Origin of the sequence: Dysgonomonas sp. 37-18, assembly GCF_001899125.1 — a bacterium.
In the GTDB taxonomy this organism is placed as follows: Bacteria; Bacteroidota; Bacteroidia; order Bacteroidales; family Dysgonomonadaceae; genus Dysgonomonas.
The window spans coordinates 100,130-117,053 of record NZ_MKVC01000047.1; the positions used below are offsets into that span (position 1 = coordinate 100,130).

The 16,924-nt window shown below is 33.4% G+C and carries 12 protein-coding genes; 6 read left to right on the forward strand and 6 right to left on the reverse strand.

What is annotated here, in order from left to right:
- The first annotated feature begins 18 nt into the window (after positions 1-18).
- Together BGO84_RS17595 and BGO84_RS17600 are read left to right on the forward strand one after the other, a co-directional pair.
- Positions 19-1,050 carry an iron ABC transporter permease gene (locus BGO84_RS17595; RefSeq protein ID WP_291031099.1) on the forward strand — a complete coding sequence of 344 codons (1,032 nt, stop codon included), beginning with the start codon at positions 19-21 and terminating at the stop codon, positions 1,048-1,050.
- A 90-nt stretch (positions 1,051-1,140) separates the two neighbouring features.
- Positions 1,141-2,157, forward strand: coding sequence for an ABC transporter ATP-binding protein (locus BGO84_RS17600; RefSeq protein WP_291031101.1), 1,017 nt, complete (start codon positions 1,141-1,143; stop codon positions 2,155-2,157).
- Positions 2,158-2,160: 3 nt separating this feature from the next.
- Here BGO84_RS17600 and rodA read toward each other — a convergent pair whose 3' ends face one another.
- The 6 genes from rodA to purH form a co-directional block, all read right to left on the reverse strand.
- Entirely contained in the window at positions 2,161-3,618 is a 1,458-nt protein-coding gene (gene rodA, locus BGO84_RS17605; RefSeq protein WP_135106059.1) for a rod shape-determining protein RodA, read from the reverse strand.
- 6 nt (positions 3,619-3,624) lie between these two features.
- Positions 3,625-5,601, reverse strand: coding sequence for a penicillin-binding protein 2 (gene mrdA, locus BGO84_RS17610; protein WP_291031103.1), 1,977 nt, complete (start codon positions 5,599-5,601; stop codon positions 3,625-3,627).
- The gene (gene mreD, locus BGO84_RS17615; protein WP_228093915.1) at positions 5,583-6,077 is read right to left on the reverse strand and encodes a rod shape-determining protein MreD; all 495 of its coding nucleotides are present in this window, start codon (positions 6,075-6,077) and stop codon (positions 5,583-5,585) included. Before mreD ends, mrdA begins: the two co-directional genes overlap by 19 nt.
- A gap of 16 nt (positions 6,078-6,093) precedes the next feature.
- Entirely contained in the window at positions 6,094-6,954 is an 861-nt protein-coding gene (gene mreC, locus BGO84_RS17620) for a rod shape-determining protein MreC (RefSeq protein ID WP_135106054.1), read from the reverse strand.
- Between the two features lie 64 nt (positions 6,955-7,018).
- Positions 7,019-8,044, reverse strand: a complete 1,026-nt coding sequence (locus tag BGO84_RS17625; RefSeq protein ID WP_006843992.1) for a rod shape-determining protein — start codon at positions 8,042-8,044, stop codon at positions 7,019-7,021.
- A 33-nt stretch (positions 8,045-8,077) separates the two neighbouring features.
- Positions 8,078-9,601, reverse strand: a complete 1,524-nt coding sequence (gene purH / locus BGO84_RS17630) for a bifunctional phosphoribosylaminoimidazolecarboxamide formyltransferase/IMP cyclohydrolase (RefSeq protein WP_291031105.1) — start codon at positions 9,599-9,601, stop codon at positions 8,078-8,080.
- A gap of 182 nt (positions 9,602-9,783) precedes the next feature.
- On the opposite strand from purH, the gene BGO84_RS17635 reads away from it, so the two are divergent.
- From BGO84_RS17635 to BGO84_RS17650, 4 genes are all read left to right on the forward strand, one after another.
- A complete protein-coding gene (locus BGO84_RS17635; RefSeq protein ID WP_291031107.1) occupies positions 9,784-11,610 on the forward strand; it encodes a DUF3857 domain-containing protein in 1,827 nt (608 codons plus the stop codon).
- On the forward strand, positions 11,607-13,571 hold the full coding sequence (locus tag BGO84_RS17640) for a DUF3857 domain-containing protein (protein ID WP_291031110.1): 1,965 nt from the start codon (positions 11,607-11,609) through the stop codon (positions 13,569-13,571). The genes BGO84_RS17635 and BGO84_RS17640 overlap by 4 nt, the downstream gene beginning before the upstream one ends.
- Before the next feature lie 975 nt (positions 13,572-14,546).
- Positions 14,547-15,134 carry a helix-turn-helix domain-containing protein gene (locus BGO84_RS17645; protein ID WP_291031113.1) on the forward strand — a complete coding sequence of 196 codons (588 nt, stop codon included), beginning with the start codon at positions 14,547-14,549 and terminating at the stop codon, positions 15,132-15,134.
- A gap of 1,201 nt (positions 15,135-16,335) precedes the next feature.
- Positions 16,336-16,923 carry a DUF3575 domain-containing protein gene (locus BGO84_RS17650; protein WP_252637454.1) on the forward strand — a complete coding sequence of 196 codons (588 nt, stop codon included), beginning with the start codon at positions 16,336-16,338 and terminating at the stop codon, positions 16,921-16,923.
- The last annotated feature ends 1 nt before the right edge of the window (position 16,924 follow it).

Here is a 16,924-nt window from a genome sequence, read left to right on the forward strand (position 1 = left end):
TTTATACATTCAGTACTTATGTCCAAAGGATTTACATATAGTGTTCTATTCGTTATAAGTATATTTATACTATTTGTTTTAAGTCTATTTCTAGGCTCTGTATCAATACCGTCGCAAGCTGTCTTTCAAATATTGCAAGGAAATGAAGTTGAGAAACAAGCTTGGACCTATATTATACTCGAATCTCGCTTACCTCAGGCCATCACGGCTCTATTTACAGGAGGAGCAATTGCTGTTTCGGGTTTGTTGCTGCAAACAGCATTTCGCAATCCTCTGGCTGATGCGGGAATATTAGGTATCAGTTCGGGTGCAAACATGGGAGTAGCAATAGTAATTCTTTTAATAGGAAATAGCTTCGGATCGGTAAATGGATTTAATTTGTCTTACTCAATGACTATCGTTTTTGGTGCTTTCATTGGTGCAGCTATTATTTTAGCTATCATCATGGGATTCGCATCTATTATCAAAAATAATGTTATGTTACTGATCATTGGTATAATGGTTGGTTATCTTACATCTTCTATTATATCTATTTTGAAGTTCTGGAGTACTAGCGAAGATGCATATTCGTTCATGATATGGGGTATGGGAGATTTTTCGGGAGTATCAAAGGAGCAATTGCCTTTTTATTGCATCGTTGTCTGTGTTAGCTTACTCCTTTCTATCTTACTAATCAAGCCCTTAAATGCTCTGCTATTAGGAGAAAGATATGCAGCAAACTTAGGTGTAAATATAAAATTTATTCGCTTTCTACTATTACTCTGTGCAGGACTGATAACTGCAATAACTTGTGCATTCTGTGGTCCTATAGCATTTATCGGACTAGCAGTTCCACATATAGCCAGATTAATATTGGGAACATCAAACCATAAATCATTATTGCCTATTACCATACTAATTGGTTCGGCAATGGCTTTGCTTTGCAATTTGATCTGTGTATTACCGGGGGCCAGTGGAGTACTACCATTAAATGCTATAACTCCTATTTTTGGAGCACCTGTAATAATATATGTAATTCTTAATCAGAAAAAAATACAATATTTTCATTAAGTTTAAAAATTAATTCACTGAATATCAAATAGTTTACTTATGTAAACTAATTATTACTCACTTTTTTTGAATACACTATACTGATTACTTATGAATAATGCAGAAGTAGTAATTAAGGCTCAAAATATTGGTATTGGCTATGCTAAATCTAAGCATAATAATATTCTTTATAACAACCTGTCATTCAATTTATATAGAGGAGAACTTGTTTGTCTGATAGGAGCTAACGGTGCCGGAAAATCGACACTATTACGAACAATTAGTGCATCACAACCAGCGCAAGGTGGCGATATACTTTTCGAGGATCAAAGCATCTCATCTTTATCAGAAAAAGAATTATCTCAACGATTAGGCCTAGTCTTAACTGATAAAACTTCTGCCGGAGGATTACTTGTCAAAGAACTTATTGAGCTGGGACGTTATCCTTACACTGGATTTTTCGGTCAATTATCAGAGAATGATAAATCAATTGTTCAGAAAGCAATGGAAGATGTAGGGATAGCACATAAGGCTAATTCTTATATAGCAGAATTGTCTGACGGAGAGCGGCAAAAAGCTATGATAGCCAAAGCTTTATCGCAAGAGTGCCCTGTCGTTTTGCTGGATGAACCTACAGCTTTTCTAGATATTGAAAGCCGTATAGAGATTATGAATTTGCTCCATAATCTGGCAATGTATCAAAATAAGACAATATTATTATCAACACATGATATTGATATGGCCTTGCTCCTAGCCGACCGTCTTTGGCTATTATCAAGAGAAAAGGGGTTGACTACAGGAGTAACTGAAGACATCGTATTGTCAGGTACATTAGATGATTTCTTCAAAAGAGATAATGTTGTATTCGACAGATATACAGGCAATTTCTTACCAAGAAGAGCCAACAATAGAAAGGTCTATCTTAAAGCAGATGGAATATTACACCACTGGACAAAAAATATATTAGAAAGAAACGGATTCTCATTAACTAAGGATTTGAATGATGCTATATTCCGAATTGAAGTTCAATCGTCTGAACAAGTTATAGTAGAGTATAATACAATAAAAATAGAAATTAGTAGCTACGAACAGTTAGCTTCATTTTTGAGAAAGCACAAAACACTATAATTTCTATCTACGTTTTCTTGCCATATCAATACGCAGAAATATAAATAGAAGGATTGTAAATCCCCACAAAGAAGAACCTCCATAGCTAAAGAAAGGCAAAGGGATTCCTATAACAGGGGTTAAACCTGTTACCATTCCTATATTTATCATCACATGGAAGAGAAAAATACAAGCAACACAATAGCCATAAACTCTTCCGAAAGTACTTTTTTGACGCTCTGCCAGATAGAATAAACGTAGAATCAATGCTAAAAATAATAAAAGAACAAACACCGATCCGGCAAATCCTTGTTCCTCTCCTACTGTGCAGAATATGAAGTCAGTATCTTGCTCGGGAACGTATTTCAATTTAGTCTGAGTACCATTTAAATATCCTTTTCCTAAAAGCCCTCCTGAGCCTATTGCAATCTTAGATTGATTCACATTATACCCCGCTCCCATTAGGTCATCTTCCATCCCTAAAGTGACTTTTATACGCATCTGTTGGTGGGGTTGCATAACATCTGAGAAAAGGTAATCTATTGAGCTGACGAATATAAGGCTGCTAATAGCAAAAACGGCTGTCAGAAAATATACTTTCGACCAATATTTCTTCGCCAGAACCAAAAGATATACGACAAGTACACCAAGAGCGATTAGTGAAATAATGCCAAAATCAATATTTACATTCAGTAGCGAAATCAGATATGGAATTCCAAATAACGCAAGCATTCCCAATATAATATTACGAGCTGCTACTTTATCTTGCCTATAACTTACCAATAATGCGGCACAGATCAGTATAACTAAAATTATAGTAACAAACTCACCTGTAGATATTATACCTATATCTGTATCCGAATATTTGAGTCCAATTACAAAAAATGCAATGGCTGATATTCCCAAGAACAAAATAATTCCGGGTAATCCCTCTCTATATAACATTAATATGAAGACTGTATATACAAGCGCAGAACCTGTCTCTTTCTGCATGATGATCAGCAACATAGGGAGAAGAATAAGTCCCGCTACTGTTATCAGATTTTTAGGGGTGAGTAATTTAAAGTTGTAGGTGCTCAGCAACTTTGCCAGAGCTAAAGCTACTGCAAATTTAGCAAACTCGGCAGGCTGTATTTGCACCGAGTCAGTTATTTTAAGCCACGATCTAGACCCTCTGATGTCTGTAGATAGAAATATAGTAGCTATAAGAAGTAATATAAAAGCTATATAAATATAATAAGCCAATATATCGTATAAGTTGCTATCCAGTTTTAATATTATGAAACCCAGAACAATCGATGTACCAATCCAAACCAATTGCATACCGGCTCTACCCGATATATCAAACATGCTAGTAGTGCTTCCGTATTGATAACTAGCTCCATATATACTGAGCCATCCACACAATACCATAATCAGGTATAATGCGATGGTAAACCAGTCTATACTGCTTTTTATATGTTCATCTTCTCTTCTGTACATTCCTTATTATTGATTTTCAGCAGGGTTTAATGAAAATGGTTCTATAGATGTTTCATCTACTGCACCATCTGTATTTGATACCGCAGGCTGAGAAAACTCATCATACTTCTTATTAGCCCTATTCCAATTAAAAAATGTTTGGGGCAAAATTGTCGTAGTTGCGATTCTATCTTCAATATATTTATCAGAAGCTGGCACCTCTCCTTTCAGATACTTCTGAATCATCAGACGTCCGATAGGAACAGCAAATGTAGCACCAAATCCTGCATTTTCAACAATAACACAAATAGCCACCTTCGGATTATCTTTAGGAGCAAAACCCATAAATAATGAGTGATCTTTACCATGTGGATTTTCGGCTGTACCAGTCTTACCACAAACCTCAATATCAGGTATATTAGCTCCTCTACATGTACCGCCTGTAACAGCAAGAGCCATCCCCTCTACTACATACTGATAGTATTCTTTTTTTATTCCGGTATAGTGAGGATGTGTATATATACTGTCTAAAGGCGTATCTTGTATCTGACGCACAACATGTGGCGCATAGTAGAATCCTCTGTTAGAGATACTTGCGGCAAAGTTTGCTATTTGCAAAGGGGTAGCTGTTATTTCCCCCTGACCTATTGCTATAGAAATAACATTGGAAGCACTCCAATTCTCTCTTTTAAAAGCTCTGCTATAGAAATTGGCATTAGGAATAAAACCTCTCTTCTCAGAAGGTAAATCTACACCTAAGCGATAACCAAATCCCATATCTACCATATGATCTTTCCAAATATCAAAAGCTTCAACAGTGCTTTTATACTTTTTTCTGTTTCCTAACATCGCAGATAATCCATAACAAAAATATGAATTACAAGAAGTTGCAATAGCAGGAACTAATGACAGTGGTGAACCATGAGGGTGACATTTGGGACGACCACCCAGTGGCGGATACCCTCCTGCACACGCATATAATGTATTGGAAGTAATAATGTCTTCTTGGAGGAAAATCAATCCCTGTGTTGGTTTAAAAGTAGATCCGGGAGGATACATCCCTTGTATAGCCCTATTAAATAATGGTTTAAGAGGGTTATCTTCCAGTTCTTTATAGCTCTTACTAAAGTTACGCCCCAGCAACATAGAAGGATCATAAGTAGGAGATGTAACCAAGCATAATATCTCTCCTGTCGAAGGTTCGATCATAACAACACATCCAACTTTGTTTTGAAGAAGATACTCTCCATATGCTTGTAGATCTATATCTACAGAAAGTGTTAGATTTTTTCCCGATACGGGTGATTTGTCAAACTTTCCATTTTCATATCGCCCTTGAATACGTCCGTGAGCGTCTCTTAATAAAACCTCTATCCCTTTTTCTCCCCTAAGATAGTTTTCATAAGATGCTTCAAGCCCGGATTTTCCACCATAATCACCTCTTACATAGTAAGGATCATTCTCCAGTTGACTTCTACTTACTTCTGCTACGTACCCTAGCAATAAGCCCGCATTATGATAGTTATACTGCCGCAATGTCCTATTCTGAATAAAGAAACCGGGAAATTTATACAATTTCTCTTGTAATAAACCACTCTCTTGAGTTGTAAGTTGAGTCATAAACGTTTGCATTGTATATGACGAATATCCGGGATTCAAACGACGATCTTTTATGTCGTTCATGCGTTTATCAAACTGCTCCCTAGTTATATTCAATGACTTACAAAAGTCGAGGGTATCAAATGGCTGTACCTCACGAGGTATATATACTATATCATATGTAGGCTGGTTATATACAAGTATTCGATCTTTTCTATCAGAAATGACTCCTCTCGCAGGATATAATGTCCTGTTGAAGAATGCGTTTCCATCTGCAAAATCCTTATATTCAGGATTAAGCACTTGTAAATTAAAAAGTTGAATTATATATATAAGAATTATGCCACAGGCTATTCCGCCTAGTACATATTTTCTTTTAGATAGGTCTAAGATGTTTTTTGCCATGAGTTTTTCTTCTTAAAAGATAAACCTTCAAATGCAAACACCAATAATGATGTTAGTAAAGTAGACAAAAGAATTCGTTGCAAAAGTATTTCCAAATTGAAATATGAAAAAGATTCAATCGAAATTAGTACAATATGGTGAATCAGTGTCAAAAATATAGCATATCTTATAAATGCACCTCCTAATAAAGACAATCTCGGGGTTTGCTCATCATAATCGTCAACCATAAAGAATAACTTCTGTACAGGCCAGCGAACAAGCCCCACAAAAGTGGAAGCTGCGGCATTTATTCCCGGCGTATTACAGAAAAGATCAATAACAAATCCGATTAAGAAGCTTAAAAAGATAACTAAACTTTTATTAGAGCGGATAGGCAGTTTTATTATAAAATATACATACGCAAAAGGGACTCCATATCCAAGAAATGAAATCCGATTTAGTACCAATACTTGTAATAATACAAGCAGTACAAACATTATTATATACTTTATATTACTGCTCTTGAACATTTTTTATTTTTTGCTCCAATTCTTTTCTCTCATCATCTTTTCCACTCAGTAAAAGAACTCTTTTCAATGATCCAAAATCTGTTGATAATTTGATCTTTAAAGAATAGAAATTATCATTCGTTCCACTTTTATAGTCTTCAATTACACCTACAAATATACCCTCGGGGAAGATATCAGAAAAACCACTCGTTACAATAGTATCACCTTTCTCTACCTTCTCATATTTAGGATATTCAGTAAGGCTTGCATATCGAGGATCTCCACCTTCCCAAACTAAAGTCCCTGCTGTATTAGAGTTTAATATCTTGCAACTAAATCTACTATGAGGATTTAATACAGGCTGAACTACAGCGTAATTTAAAGTAGCATCCCTAACAACACCAACTATACCTTGTTGAGAAACTACCCCCATATCAGTCTGTACTCCATCTTTCTTCCCTTTATTGATTATAATAAAGTTATAAATCTGTGATATAGTGTTATTTTCTACACGAGCTATAATATGCGGCTCTTTTTGTCTAGTGCCCAGAGAGTCGGTAATAAATGCATTTGTCTTTAAGGAATCATTCTCAAGATCATAAATATAGTCCTTCAATTCTGCAATTTGAGACTGTAAATCTGCATTTTTCAGTAATAACTCCTCATTCTCCGATCTTAATCCAAAATAAGACAGCACGTTTCCTGAAATAGTATAAACTCTTCCAGTAAATTCGTTGGAAGAGTTAAAAAATATACTCTTTTGATAAGAGTTGCTACTGAATATAAAATAAAAACAGATTATTTCAAGGAAAATAAACACAAACCAATGGCTATTTTTTCTTAAAAAATTGATTAGGTTATGCATTCTCTGTAATTATCTATATTAAAATAGTTATGATTCGCGATTTGTTCAGAAATCACTTCTCTTTTTATCTCATCAAGAAGTTAAACTTCTCTATATTCTTTAGGGCTATACCAGTACCTTTGGCAACAGCATGTAACGGATCTTCTGCTACATGGAATGCGATACCGATTCTATCAGAGAAACGTTTGCTCAAACCTCTCAGCAATGCGCCACCACCTGTAAGGTATATACCATTGCGAACAATGTCAGCATACAACTCCGGAGGTGTTTGTTCTAAAGCACTTAGGATAGCCGAATCCATTTTAGAAATAGATTTATCGAGACAGTGAGCCATTTCCTGATATGATACAGGAATATCCATAGGCAAAGATGTCATTCTATTTGGGCCATGAACGATAAAGTCTTCAGGCACATCCTCGTCAGGTAATTCTGTCAAAGCAGCACCAACTGCTATTTTAATATTTTCTGCTGTCCGCTCTCCTACTTTGATATTATGTTGACGTCCCATGTATTCCTGAATATCTTCAGTAAGGTCATCACCTGCAATCTTTATTGATTTATTAGACACAATACCTCCAAGAGAAATTACAGCAATTTCTGTTGTACCACCGCCTATATCAACGATCATGTTTCCTTCCGGTGCTTCCACATCTAGGCCAATACCAAGTGCCGCAGCCATCGGCTCATATATCATATAAACATCACGACCTCCGGCATGTTCTGCAGAGTCTCTGATCGCACGGGTTTCAACCTCAGTACTTCCAGATGGGATACAAATAACGATTCTTAATGACGGAGCAAATAAACGTCCTTTGTTATTGAACATTTTTATCAGCCCGCGAATCATTTGTTCCGCAGCCGTAAAGTCAGCAATCACACCATCTTTCAGAGGTCTGATTGTTCTTATATCCTCATGGGTTTTGCCATGCATCTGTCGGGCTTGTTCTCCAACAGCTATGACTTTCCCTGTTTTACGTTCCAAAGCCACTACTGATGGCTGATCGACAACAATTTTGTCGTTATGTATGATGATAGTATTGGCAGTGCCAAGGTCCATCGCAATTTCCTGAGTAAAAGAGAATAATCCCATATTGATGTTATATTTGCTTATTTACAATTACATTTAATGTTTAAAATGACGCACTCCCGTCATAACCATAGATATATTGTGTTCGTTACAATATTCTACTGATAGGTTGTCTTTTATAGATCCTCCCGGTTGAACCACAGCTGTGATACCTGCATTTCCTGCGATCTCGACACAGTCGGGAAAAGGGAAAAAGGCATCAGAAGCCATTACAGCACCATCAAGCTTAAAGCCAAAAGCATCGGCCTTTTCTATCGCTTGCTTGAGAGCGTCAACACGAGATGTTTGTCCTGTACCACCTGCACAAAGTTGCTTATTTTTAACCAGAATAATAGCATTCGACTTCGTATGTTTTACAAGCTTATTCGCAAATAGCAAATCTTCAGCTTCAGTTCCTTGTAAAGGTCTGTTTGTAACAAGTTTCAAATCTGAAGCAGCTTGTATACTTAGGTCTTTATCCTGAACCAAAACACCATTCAGTAATGAACGAAATTGTTTAGTTCCCTCTAAAGGCTGTTTTTGCACCAGAATAATACGATTCTTCTTTTGTTCTAGTATTTCTAAAGCCTCTTTATCATATTCGGGAGCAATTACAATCTCAAAGAAAATGGTATTTATTTCTTCAGCTGCTACCTTATCTATTTTTCTATTACTTATAATAATTCCACCGAAAGCAGAAACAGGATCTCCAGCCAATGCATCTTTCCATGCTTCAACTACTGTTTCTCTCGAAGCTATACCACAAGCATTATTATGTTTCAATATAGCTACAGTGGTTTCGTCAAACTCACTGATCAAACTTATTGCAGCTTCGATATCTAACAAGTTATTATAAGATATTTCACGTCCGTGTAATTGATCGAACATCGCATTGAAATCTCCGTAAAAAGTCCCTTTCTGATGCGGATTTTCTCCATATCTGAGATGCATTGCATCATCTTCTGTGTAGCGAAATGCCGATCCTTCATAATTATCCATATAATTAAAGATCGCAGTATCGTATGACGATGATACGGAGAACGCTTCTTTTGCAAAGAATTTACGATCTGTAATATCTGATTTTCCGCCTTTTTCTTCCAAAAGACTCATTAAAGGAACATATTGATTCTTTGAAGCTACAATTACTACATCTTTAAAGTTTTTTGCAGCGGCGCGAATCAATGATATACCGCCAATATCTATTTTTTCAACTATATCTTGTTCTCCTGCTCCTGAAGCAACAGTTTCTTCAAAAGGATATAAATCTACAATAACGAGGTCAATCTCTTGTATGTCGTACGCTTTTATTTGCTTCATATCTTCCGAAAGTTCTCTACGACAGAGTATACCTCCGAATATTTTAGGGTGTAATGTTTTAACTCGTCCACCCAAAATCGAGGGGTATCCTGTTACATCTTCCACTGCATCACAAGCGAAGCCTAGCGACTCTATAAAATTTCGGGTTCCACCTGTCGACACAAAGCGAACTCCCAAACTATCTAACTTTCTCAAAATTTCATCTAAGCCATCTTTATGATAAACTGAGACTAATGCGGTTTTAATTTTTTTCTCTAAAGACATGGTGTGTTAATATCCTTTTTTAGGGATACAAAGTTAAAAAAACTATTAGTATTACTTACCCTTTTTAGTATAATTTTTGAAGAATACATTTTGTTACATAAATCAACAAAAATTCAATATTGCGTTCACATTTTTTATACATTTACAAACAAATCTTAATTTACTTACTTAGCTTGTTAATCATGAAATTTGTGGCAATTGTAATCTTATATATAATACCTCTTTTTGCTATATCTCAAGATTTCAGAAGTGAATATATAAAGTATAAAAGTTATAACCAAATCAAAGGTGACAAATTGATAAGAACAGATTCTGTTATATTACAGATTAATGAAAGAATGGGCGATCATGATGCCGAGATACTTATCAACTATAGTAAAGGCGATAAAGTTTCTGTGGGAGATGCCTGGATAGAAGATATGCAGGGCAATATTGTAAGAAAATTAAAGAATAAAGAAATAACAGACAGAAGCTCTATTTCAAATATCTCTTTATACGAAGATGATTTTGTTAAAACTTTTGAACTGAAACACAATCAATATCCTTACAGAATTGTCTATTCGTTCAGAGTAATTTATTCTAAATTTCTTAGTCTTGCCTCTCTCAATTATACAAATTCACGGACACCTATAATCTCAGGAGAACTTGTCGCTGAAGCACCAATAGGTCTGCCTATTACATTTAAACAAAGAAACACAGATGCTCCGGCTATAGATACTATAAACAATAATACCAGATATGTTTGGAAATATAATTATAGACCTCTTAAAACAAAAGAACTAAATGCTTCACCAAACAATACCGAAGCTCCCATAATACACGCTGCTCCAATCAATTTCAAATATGGAGTAGAGGGCAACAAAGAGAATTGGAAATCATTTGGGAACTGGGTATACAGATTAAATAGAGGCAGAGATATCCTACCCGCACCAGAGCAAGCAAAGATAAACTCGTTACTCTCAGGCGTAACAGATGATAAAGAAAAGGCAAAAATCTTATATCAATATCTACAGGATTATACTCGCTACATAAACGTTAGCATCAATATAGGAGGAATGCAAACATATCCGGCCAGCTATGTTTCTACCAACAAATATGGAGATTGCAAAGCTCTGACCAACTACATGCAGGCAATGCTCAAATATGCCGGAATAAAATCATATTACACATTAATATTTGCAGGAGGACAAATAGTTGACGTAGATACGACTTTCCCCTCTCAGGTATTCAATCATGCTATTCTTACAATTCCTTTCGAAAAAGATACGGTTTACCTTGAGTGTACTTCAAAAAATACGCCATTCGGATACATGGGGGCATTTACTCAGGCTCGCAAAGCTTTACTTATTGATGAGAATAACAGCCATTTTGTAAACATTCCACCTTTAAACCCAAACGATATATTATGCAGCCGTTCGATTCTTGTTGATCTCAAAACGTCTAACATAAAACTTACATCAACAGCTAGAGGCGACAATTATGAAAATCTAATCTATCTGGCTTCCGATATTAATAAAAATACGATTGATAAATATATACGAAATACTATTTTGACAGGTTCATACGATCTCATTGATTTCAATTTAGAGAAGGCAGCTTCTGACAATCCCTCTATAAAGCTGAATGCTGAGTGTCAGTTTCATAATTTATTGAAAAAATATGGGGTCAACTTAATTATTGAGACTTTTTCTATAGAGATACCTACCTATGAGACACCTGATACACGAAAAAGTGATCTCCAAATAGATTATCCAAGTTTTTATAAAGATACTATTTGCTATTCCTTACATGATGACAAAAAAGTAAAATTGCCGGAAGATATAAATATGGAATCTGATTATGGAAAATACTCTATAAGTTATAAGCAAAAAAACAATGAAGTTTATATATATAAATCGATACTGATTTCATCGGGAAGATACAACCTTATTGAATATAAAGAATTCTATGATTTTATAACGACTGTAAAGAATAATGAACTAAAAAAAATATACCTACAGTACATATGAAAAAGACAATTACAGCTTCTATCCTATTTATAATATCTATTATAAGTGGATACTCTCAATTTAACTATTCGCAAGAATTCGGAAAAGTCACACAGTATGAAATGTCAATGTCACAATATGAGCAAGATAAAGATGCCGAAGCTGTTGTTATATACGACTTGGGCGATTATTATTTCAGACCAGACGAATCTCGAGGATTCTTGTTATCGATGGAACGTAAAGTAAAAATTAAAATACTGAAACAAGCAGGCACAAAATACGCAAACTTCGAAATACCTTACTATTCAGAGAATAGAGAATGGGAGTCTATCGAAAAAATAGAAGCCATAACATACAACATGGAAGGAGGACAATTAACAAAAACAATTCTCGATCCTAAAAACATATACGAAGAAAAGGTTAGCAATAATCTAAGTATAAAAAAGGTCGCATTAGCTGATGTCCGCGAAGGTTCGGTAATCGAATACAAATATCTAATTACGACTCCTTACTTTTTTAACATGAGAAAATGGGATTTTCAAAAGAAAATACCTGTTGTTTATAGCAAATTAAAATATAAAGCTATGCCATATTATGAGTATACATATATACTAAGAAGTATAAATAAATTTGACGAGTATAAAGCAACACCACTAAATGACGAAATTCGCTTTGGTCATTTAGTTTATAAAGAAATGCAATATGAGTTTGGATTAAAAAACCTTCCCGCATTTAAAGACGAAGAGTATATTACTTCCGAACAGGATTATTTGATAAGTCTTTACTTCCAGCTATCTAAAATATATTATCCAAGAGGAGGCAGCAAAGAAATCATGACTACCTGGCCTGCTATGTGTGATGATTTCTTGAAAGATAATGATTTTGGAAAGTACATAAAGAATAGTGAAAAAGAAAGTAAAAAAATACTGTCCACTTTAGATATAGCAAGTAAGACTCCTCTGGAACAAGTGGAGGCTATAACTAAATATGTAAAAGAAAAATACAATTGGAATGGAAATTATGGTAAACTCAGTGAATATAGTGTTTCCGATTTTATAAAAAAACAAACGGGGAATGTTGCCAATATAAACCTATTTCTAACCGGGCTACTCCGTTCTGCGGGACTAGAAGCATATCCTATAATATTAAGTACAAGAAAGAACGGATCGATAAGCTTATCTCATCCTTTTCAACAGTTCTTTAATTATACAATAGTACTAGTGAGAATTGGAGAAAAAATATATTATCTCGACGCCACCGAACCGTTACTTTACTATAGTGATCTTCCTGAACGCTGCCTCAATGTAAATGGGCTTGTAGTAAAACCTAAATCTGAAGAATGGGTTAGTATCCGACAAAAAGAACTTTCCATTTCACAGAAGAATTTTATTCTAGATATTATTCCGGAAGAAAGTAAAATGAACGTAAAAGCCAGATTTGCCGGGAGAGGACAAAAAGCATATAATTATCGTTCAACATATCTAGGAAAAACAGAAAATTTGCAAAAAGAATTGAAAAGCAATAACAATATTGATGTAAAAGGCGATATCAATATCGATGAAAATGATGACTTAGACAAACCTTTTGTTTTCTCTTTCGCATTTGATGCTTCTTTCGAAAATTTATCGGATAAATTATTTATTCATCCATTTTGCAACCTATCCATCAGCGATAACCCTTTTAAGCAAACCAAGCGGACATTACCTGTAGATATGATATACATGCAAAGTGATTTTTATCGATCTGAAATAAATATTCCTGAAGGGTATAAGATTAATTATTTACCATCACCTTATATTGTAGATGACAACCTGGTCTCAATACAATATACAGTACAAAAAGAGAATAATAAAATAATAATAAATGCTGGTTATACTCTTAAACAGAATATATATCAACCTCAAAACTATATTAGCCTGAAAATGTCTTTTGCTGAGGCAATAAAAAGGTTTTCAGAGATGGTTATTCTTGAGAAAGAGTAACCTTCAGAGTATATATAAAACAAATAATATAGGATCTATTTTTAATAAGAGAGCAGAAGGAGTTAATCTTTCTGCTCCTTTATTTGTAATACGATATTAACGCATCAATTACGCCGATACTCAACAGTCATCATTGTACACAATTTAATCAGACACCATATAAAAAAAAAATAATAAAAATCTAACAAACAAGGACATAGATCACAAACAAAAAGATGTATGATACTAATAAATAATATTTATATATAAACAATTCAAAAAGATACAATAAAGTCCTATTTTTTTTATTCTTTTGTTGCTGTTTTTAAATAAGAAGTATAAAAGGGTTAGTTTTTTATCGGAAAGTGAATCTTAATAATGTATATTAAGAGATTATGTATGTGTGCATAGCAATACCCTTTCCCTCAATATGGTATAGTGAATTGTAGGAAAACCTTATTAAAGCTTAAAAAATCTCTTATTTGGCTTTTTTAGGGTATATCTTGACCAATTATGAGTAATAACAAGCTCATATTCTTAAACTGTATCAACAAAGTAGCCATTATCTGGTAAAAAACAATCAGAAGAAATCATCGCTTTCTATCTATCATCTTCCTTCTATAATTATTAATATTATAAAAACAAAGAAATCCTTATTTTTTTCAAAGTCAATATTTGCATCATAAACCCCATAAAACAACGATTAATGCATTTTTAACAATATAAATAGATTAAATACGAATTCGGATTATATAAATAATACAATATGGTTTTAAATTTAAGAATAATAGGATTTTAGAAAAAAACATGTGTATAATACTCAAAAAATGAAACTACACATCATTAAGCAATCTGTATTTTTGCAATTAAACAAAAGAATACACTTTAATTAGTCACAAACATTTAAGTCTTAACTCAACTTAGGCATTGAGATTATAAAAACACACTTTTTTCTTTTGATAAAATACTAAATACTAATATTATAGAGGAAATAAAATGAATAATTTAGATTTTAATAATGTGAGGGAGACAAAAATAGATAACACAGTTCATAAAAAACTAATTAATGCCATCAGAACAGTAATTGTAGAAAAAGAAACACTAACTAAATCAGACAAAGAAAAAGTAGCTTCAGTTCTTGCAGACATCCTCTGTCTTGGTAAAGAGTCGGTTTATAGAAGACTTAGAGGAGAAGTTCGCTTTTCTTTTGACGAAGTTTCATTGATTGCCAAGACTTTATCATTTTCGGTTGATAATATTATTGGGTCCCAAATAAATGAGAAAGCTATTTTTGAGATTAATTTAATAGATGCAAACCAGATAAACAGTGCATATACCAAAACATTGGAGAATGATATCAAAATCATCAAGAATATAAACAAAACCAAAGATTCTGTGTTAAAGTGTGCTTTTAGCAACCTGCCTTATCTATTTTATTTACATCATCAAAACTTATCAAAGCTCAGGCTTTTTAAATACGCTTATCAAATTAAGAAAAGTCAACCTCTACCATTCAAAGACTTTATTATTGATAAAGAGGTTTTTAACACTCAAAAAATATTAACTTCGGAACTAAAAAAATAAGACATTCCAGCGTCATCATCAGTCATGATATATTCTCGTCTATTATTAGAGAAATCAATTATTTCTATAATCTCAATTTACTAGATGAACATGATTTAATCTCTTTAAAAGATGAATTAAACGATTTGTTAAACGAATTATATACATATACTGTATCAGGACAATATGCAAACGAAGCAGACCTATTCCTTTATTTATCAAATGTAGATATTGAATCATCGTATATATTACTTGAAGGTAATGGTATCTCTCTGGCACATCTCGCTATTTATGGAATCAGTGGTATGAATTCTCAGAATAAAAACATTAGAAATGTCCATAATGAATGGATTGAATCATTAAAAAGATACTCTACCCTTATTACTTTTGGCGGAGAAATTCAAAGGCACAATTTTTTTAAAGAACAAAAAAATATTATTAATACTATACATCCTTAATTCGACATTATATATATACAAAAAACGAAAAGAAAATCAGATACAATTTAAAATTGACAACATACACCTTGCACAGTATTTATAAATAATAGTGTAAGGTGTTTTTCATTTACACATATCAATACTAAGTAACCGCCATCCAGCTAACCAACTAACATATAACAATTAACTTTAAAAAATAGTAGAAAAGCCTCTAAAATAATTAGAGGTAATTTGACTTTGTGACATTTTTTCTTCAGCAAAATAAGTTTTCACTTTATCTGAACTATTTATAAAATAAATTAAAATACATATATGTATTAAAGAATCATAAAATGCATTTACATATTAATTAAATAAATAAAACAACAATTTCTGCATTTTAACTATTAACTCGCATCACATTATGGTATAACAATGTAAAAATACATGGAAATTAGAAACCAAAAACTGCAATATTCTACAAAAATGCACATATAATAAAGTTATATAAATAGATATTTGTACAAAGCAAAATAACATAAACAGCCTTTTAATTATTTAATTTTCAATAAAGATTTTCTAAATTTTATGAAATACAAATAAATAGTGGCTACAAATAATAGAATAAAAGATTACAAATATGCGCAAATTTTATATTAAACACGGTTTAGAGACAAACTGTAGGGATAAATGTTGCTATAACAGTAAAGAAATAGAGTTAATTGGTTTTATTTTTTATAAAATTACAGGAAATGCCTTTCGAGTTTATTAACAAAACACTGGTCATTATATATCTCAAGAAAATGAATATTTATCAACAATTAAGAAGTGCCTGTTTAGCCTTTTTGATTTTTTTTAGCTTTTCTACTGTTGTAAAAAGTCAGGAAATAGCTATAAAAACAAATCTAGCTTATTGGGCAACCACAACGCCTAACTTAGGGCTAGAAGTTGGTTTAAGTAAAAAGAGTACGCTAGAAATTGGCGGAGGATTAAATGTATTCTCTTTTTCCGATAATAAGAATTTTAAGCATTGGCTTGTTCAACCCGAATACCGTTGGTGGTTTTGTGAATCATTTAACGGACATTTCTTAGGAATACACGCACATGCTTCTCAATTCAATGTGGGAGGCTGGGATATTCCTATCGGACGTTTAGATGTCCTTAAAGATAAAAGGTATGAAGGTTATCTATACGGAGGCGGTATAAGTTATGGTTATCAATGGGTAATCAGTAACCGTTGGAATTTTGAATTCAATATCGGAGCCGGTTATGCTCGTATTCATTATGATGAGTATCCATGCGAAGAATGCGGTACAAAGTTAGATGAAGGAAATTATAATTATTGGGGAGTAACCAAGCTAGGCCTATCTTTTATTTATTTCTTAAAATAAA

Coding starts and splice junctions, on each gene's coding strand:
- BGO84_RS17595 (WP_291031099.1), top strand. CDS start 19: ATGTCCAAAGGATTTACATATAGTGTTCTATTCGTTATAAGTATATTT.
- BGO84_RS17600 (WP_291031101.1), top strand. CDS start 1,141: ATGAATAATGCAGAAGTAGTAATTAAGGCTCAAAATATTGGTATTGGC.
- rodA (WP_135106059.1), bottom strand. CDS start 3,618: ATGTACAGAAGAGAAGATGAACATATAAAAAGCAGTATAGACTGGTTT.
- mrdA (WP_291031103.1), bottom strand. CDS start 5,601: ATGGCAAAAAACATCTTAGACCTATCTAAAAGAAAATATGTACTAGGC.
- mreD (WP_228093915.1), bottom strand. CDS start 6,077: ATGTTTGTACTGCTTGTATTATTACAAGTATTGGTACTAAATCGGATT.
- mreC (WP_135106054.1), bottom strand. CDS start 6,954: ATGCATAACCTAATCAATTTTTTAAGAAAAAATAGCCATTGGTTTGTG.
- BGO84_RS17625 (WP_006843992.1), bottom strand. CDS start 8,044: ATGGGATTATTCTCTTTTACTCAGGAAATTGCGATGGACCTTGGCACT.
- purH (WP_291031105.1), bottom strand. CDS start 9,601: ATGTCTTTAGAGAAAAAAATTAAAACCGCATTAGTCTCAGTTTATCAT.
- BGO84_RS17635 (WP_291031107.1), top strand. CDS start 9,784: ATGAAATTTGTGGCAATTGTAATCTTATATATAATACCTCTTTTTGCT.
- BGO84_RS17640 (WP_291031110.1), top strand. CDS start 11,607: ATGAAAAAGACAATTACAGCTTCTATCCTATTTATAATATCTATTATA.
- BGO84_RS17645 (WP_291031113.1), top strand. CDS start 14,547: ATGAATAATTTAGATTTTAATAATGTGAGGGAGACAAAAATAGATAAC.
- BGO84_RS17650 (WP_252637454.1), top strand. CDS start 16,336: ATGAATATTTATCAACAATTAAGAAGTGCCTGTTTAGCCTTTTTGATT.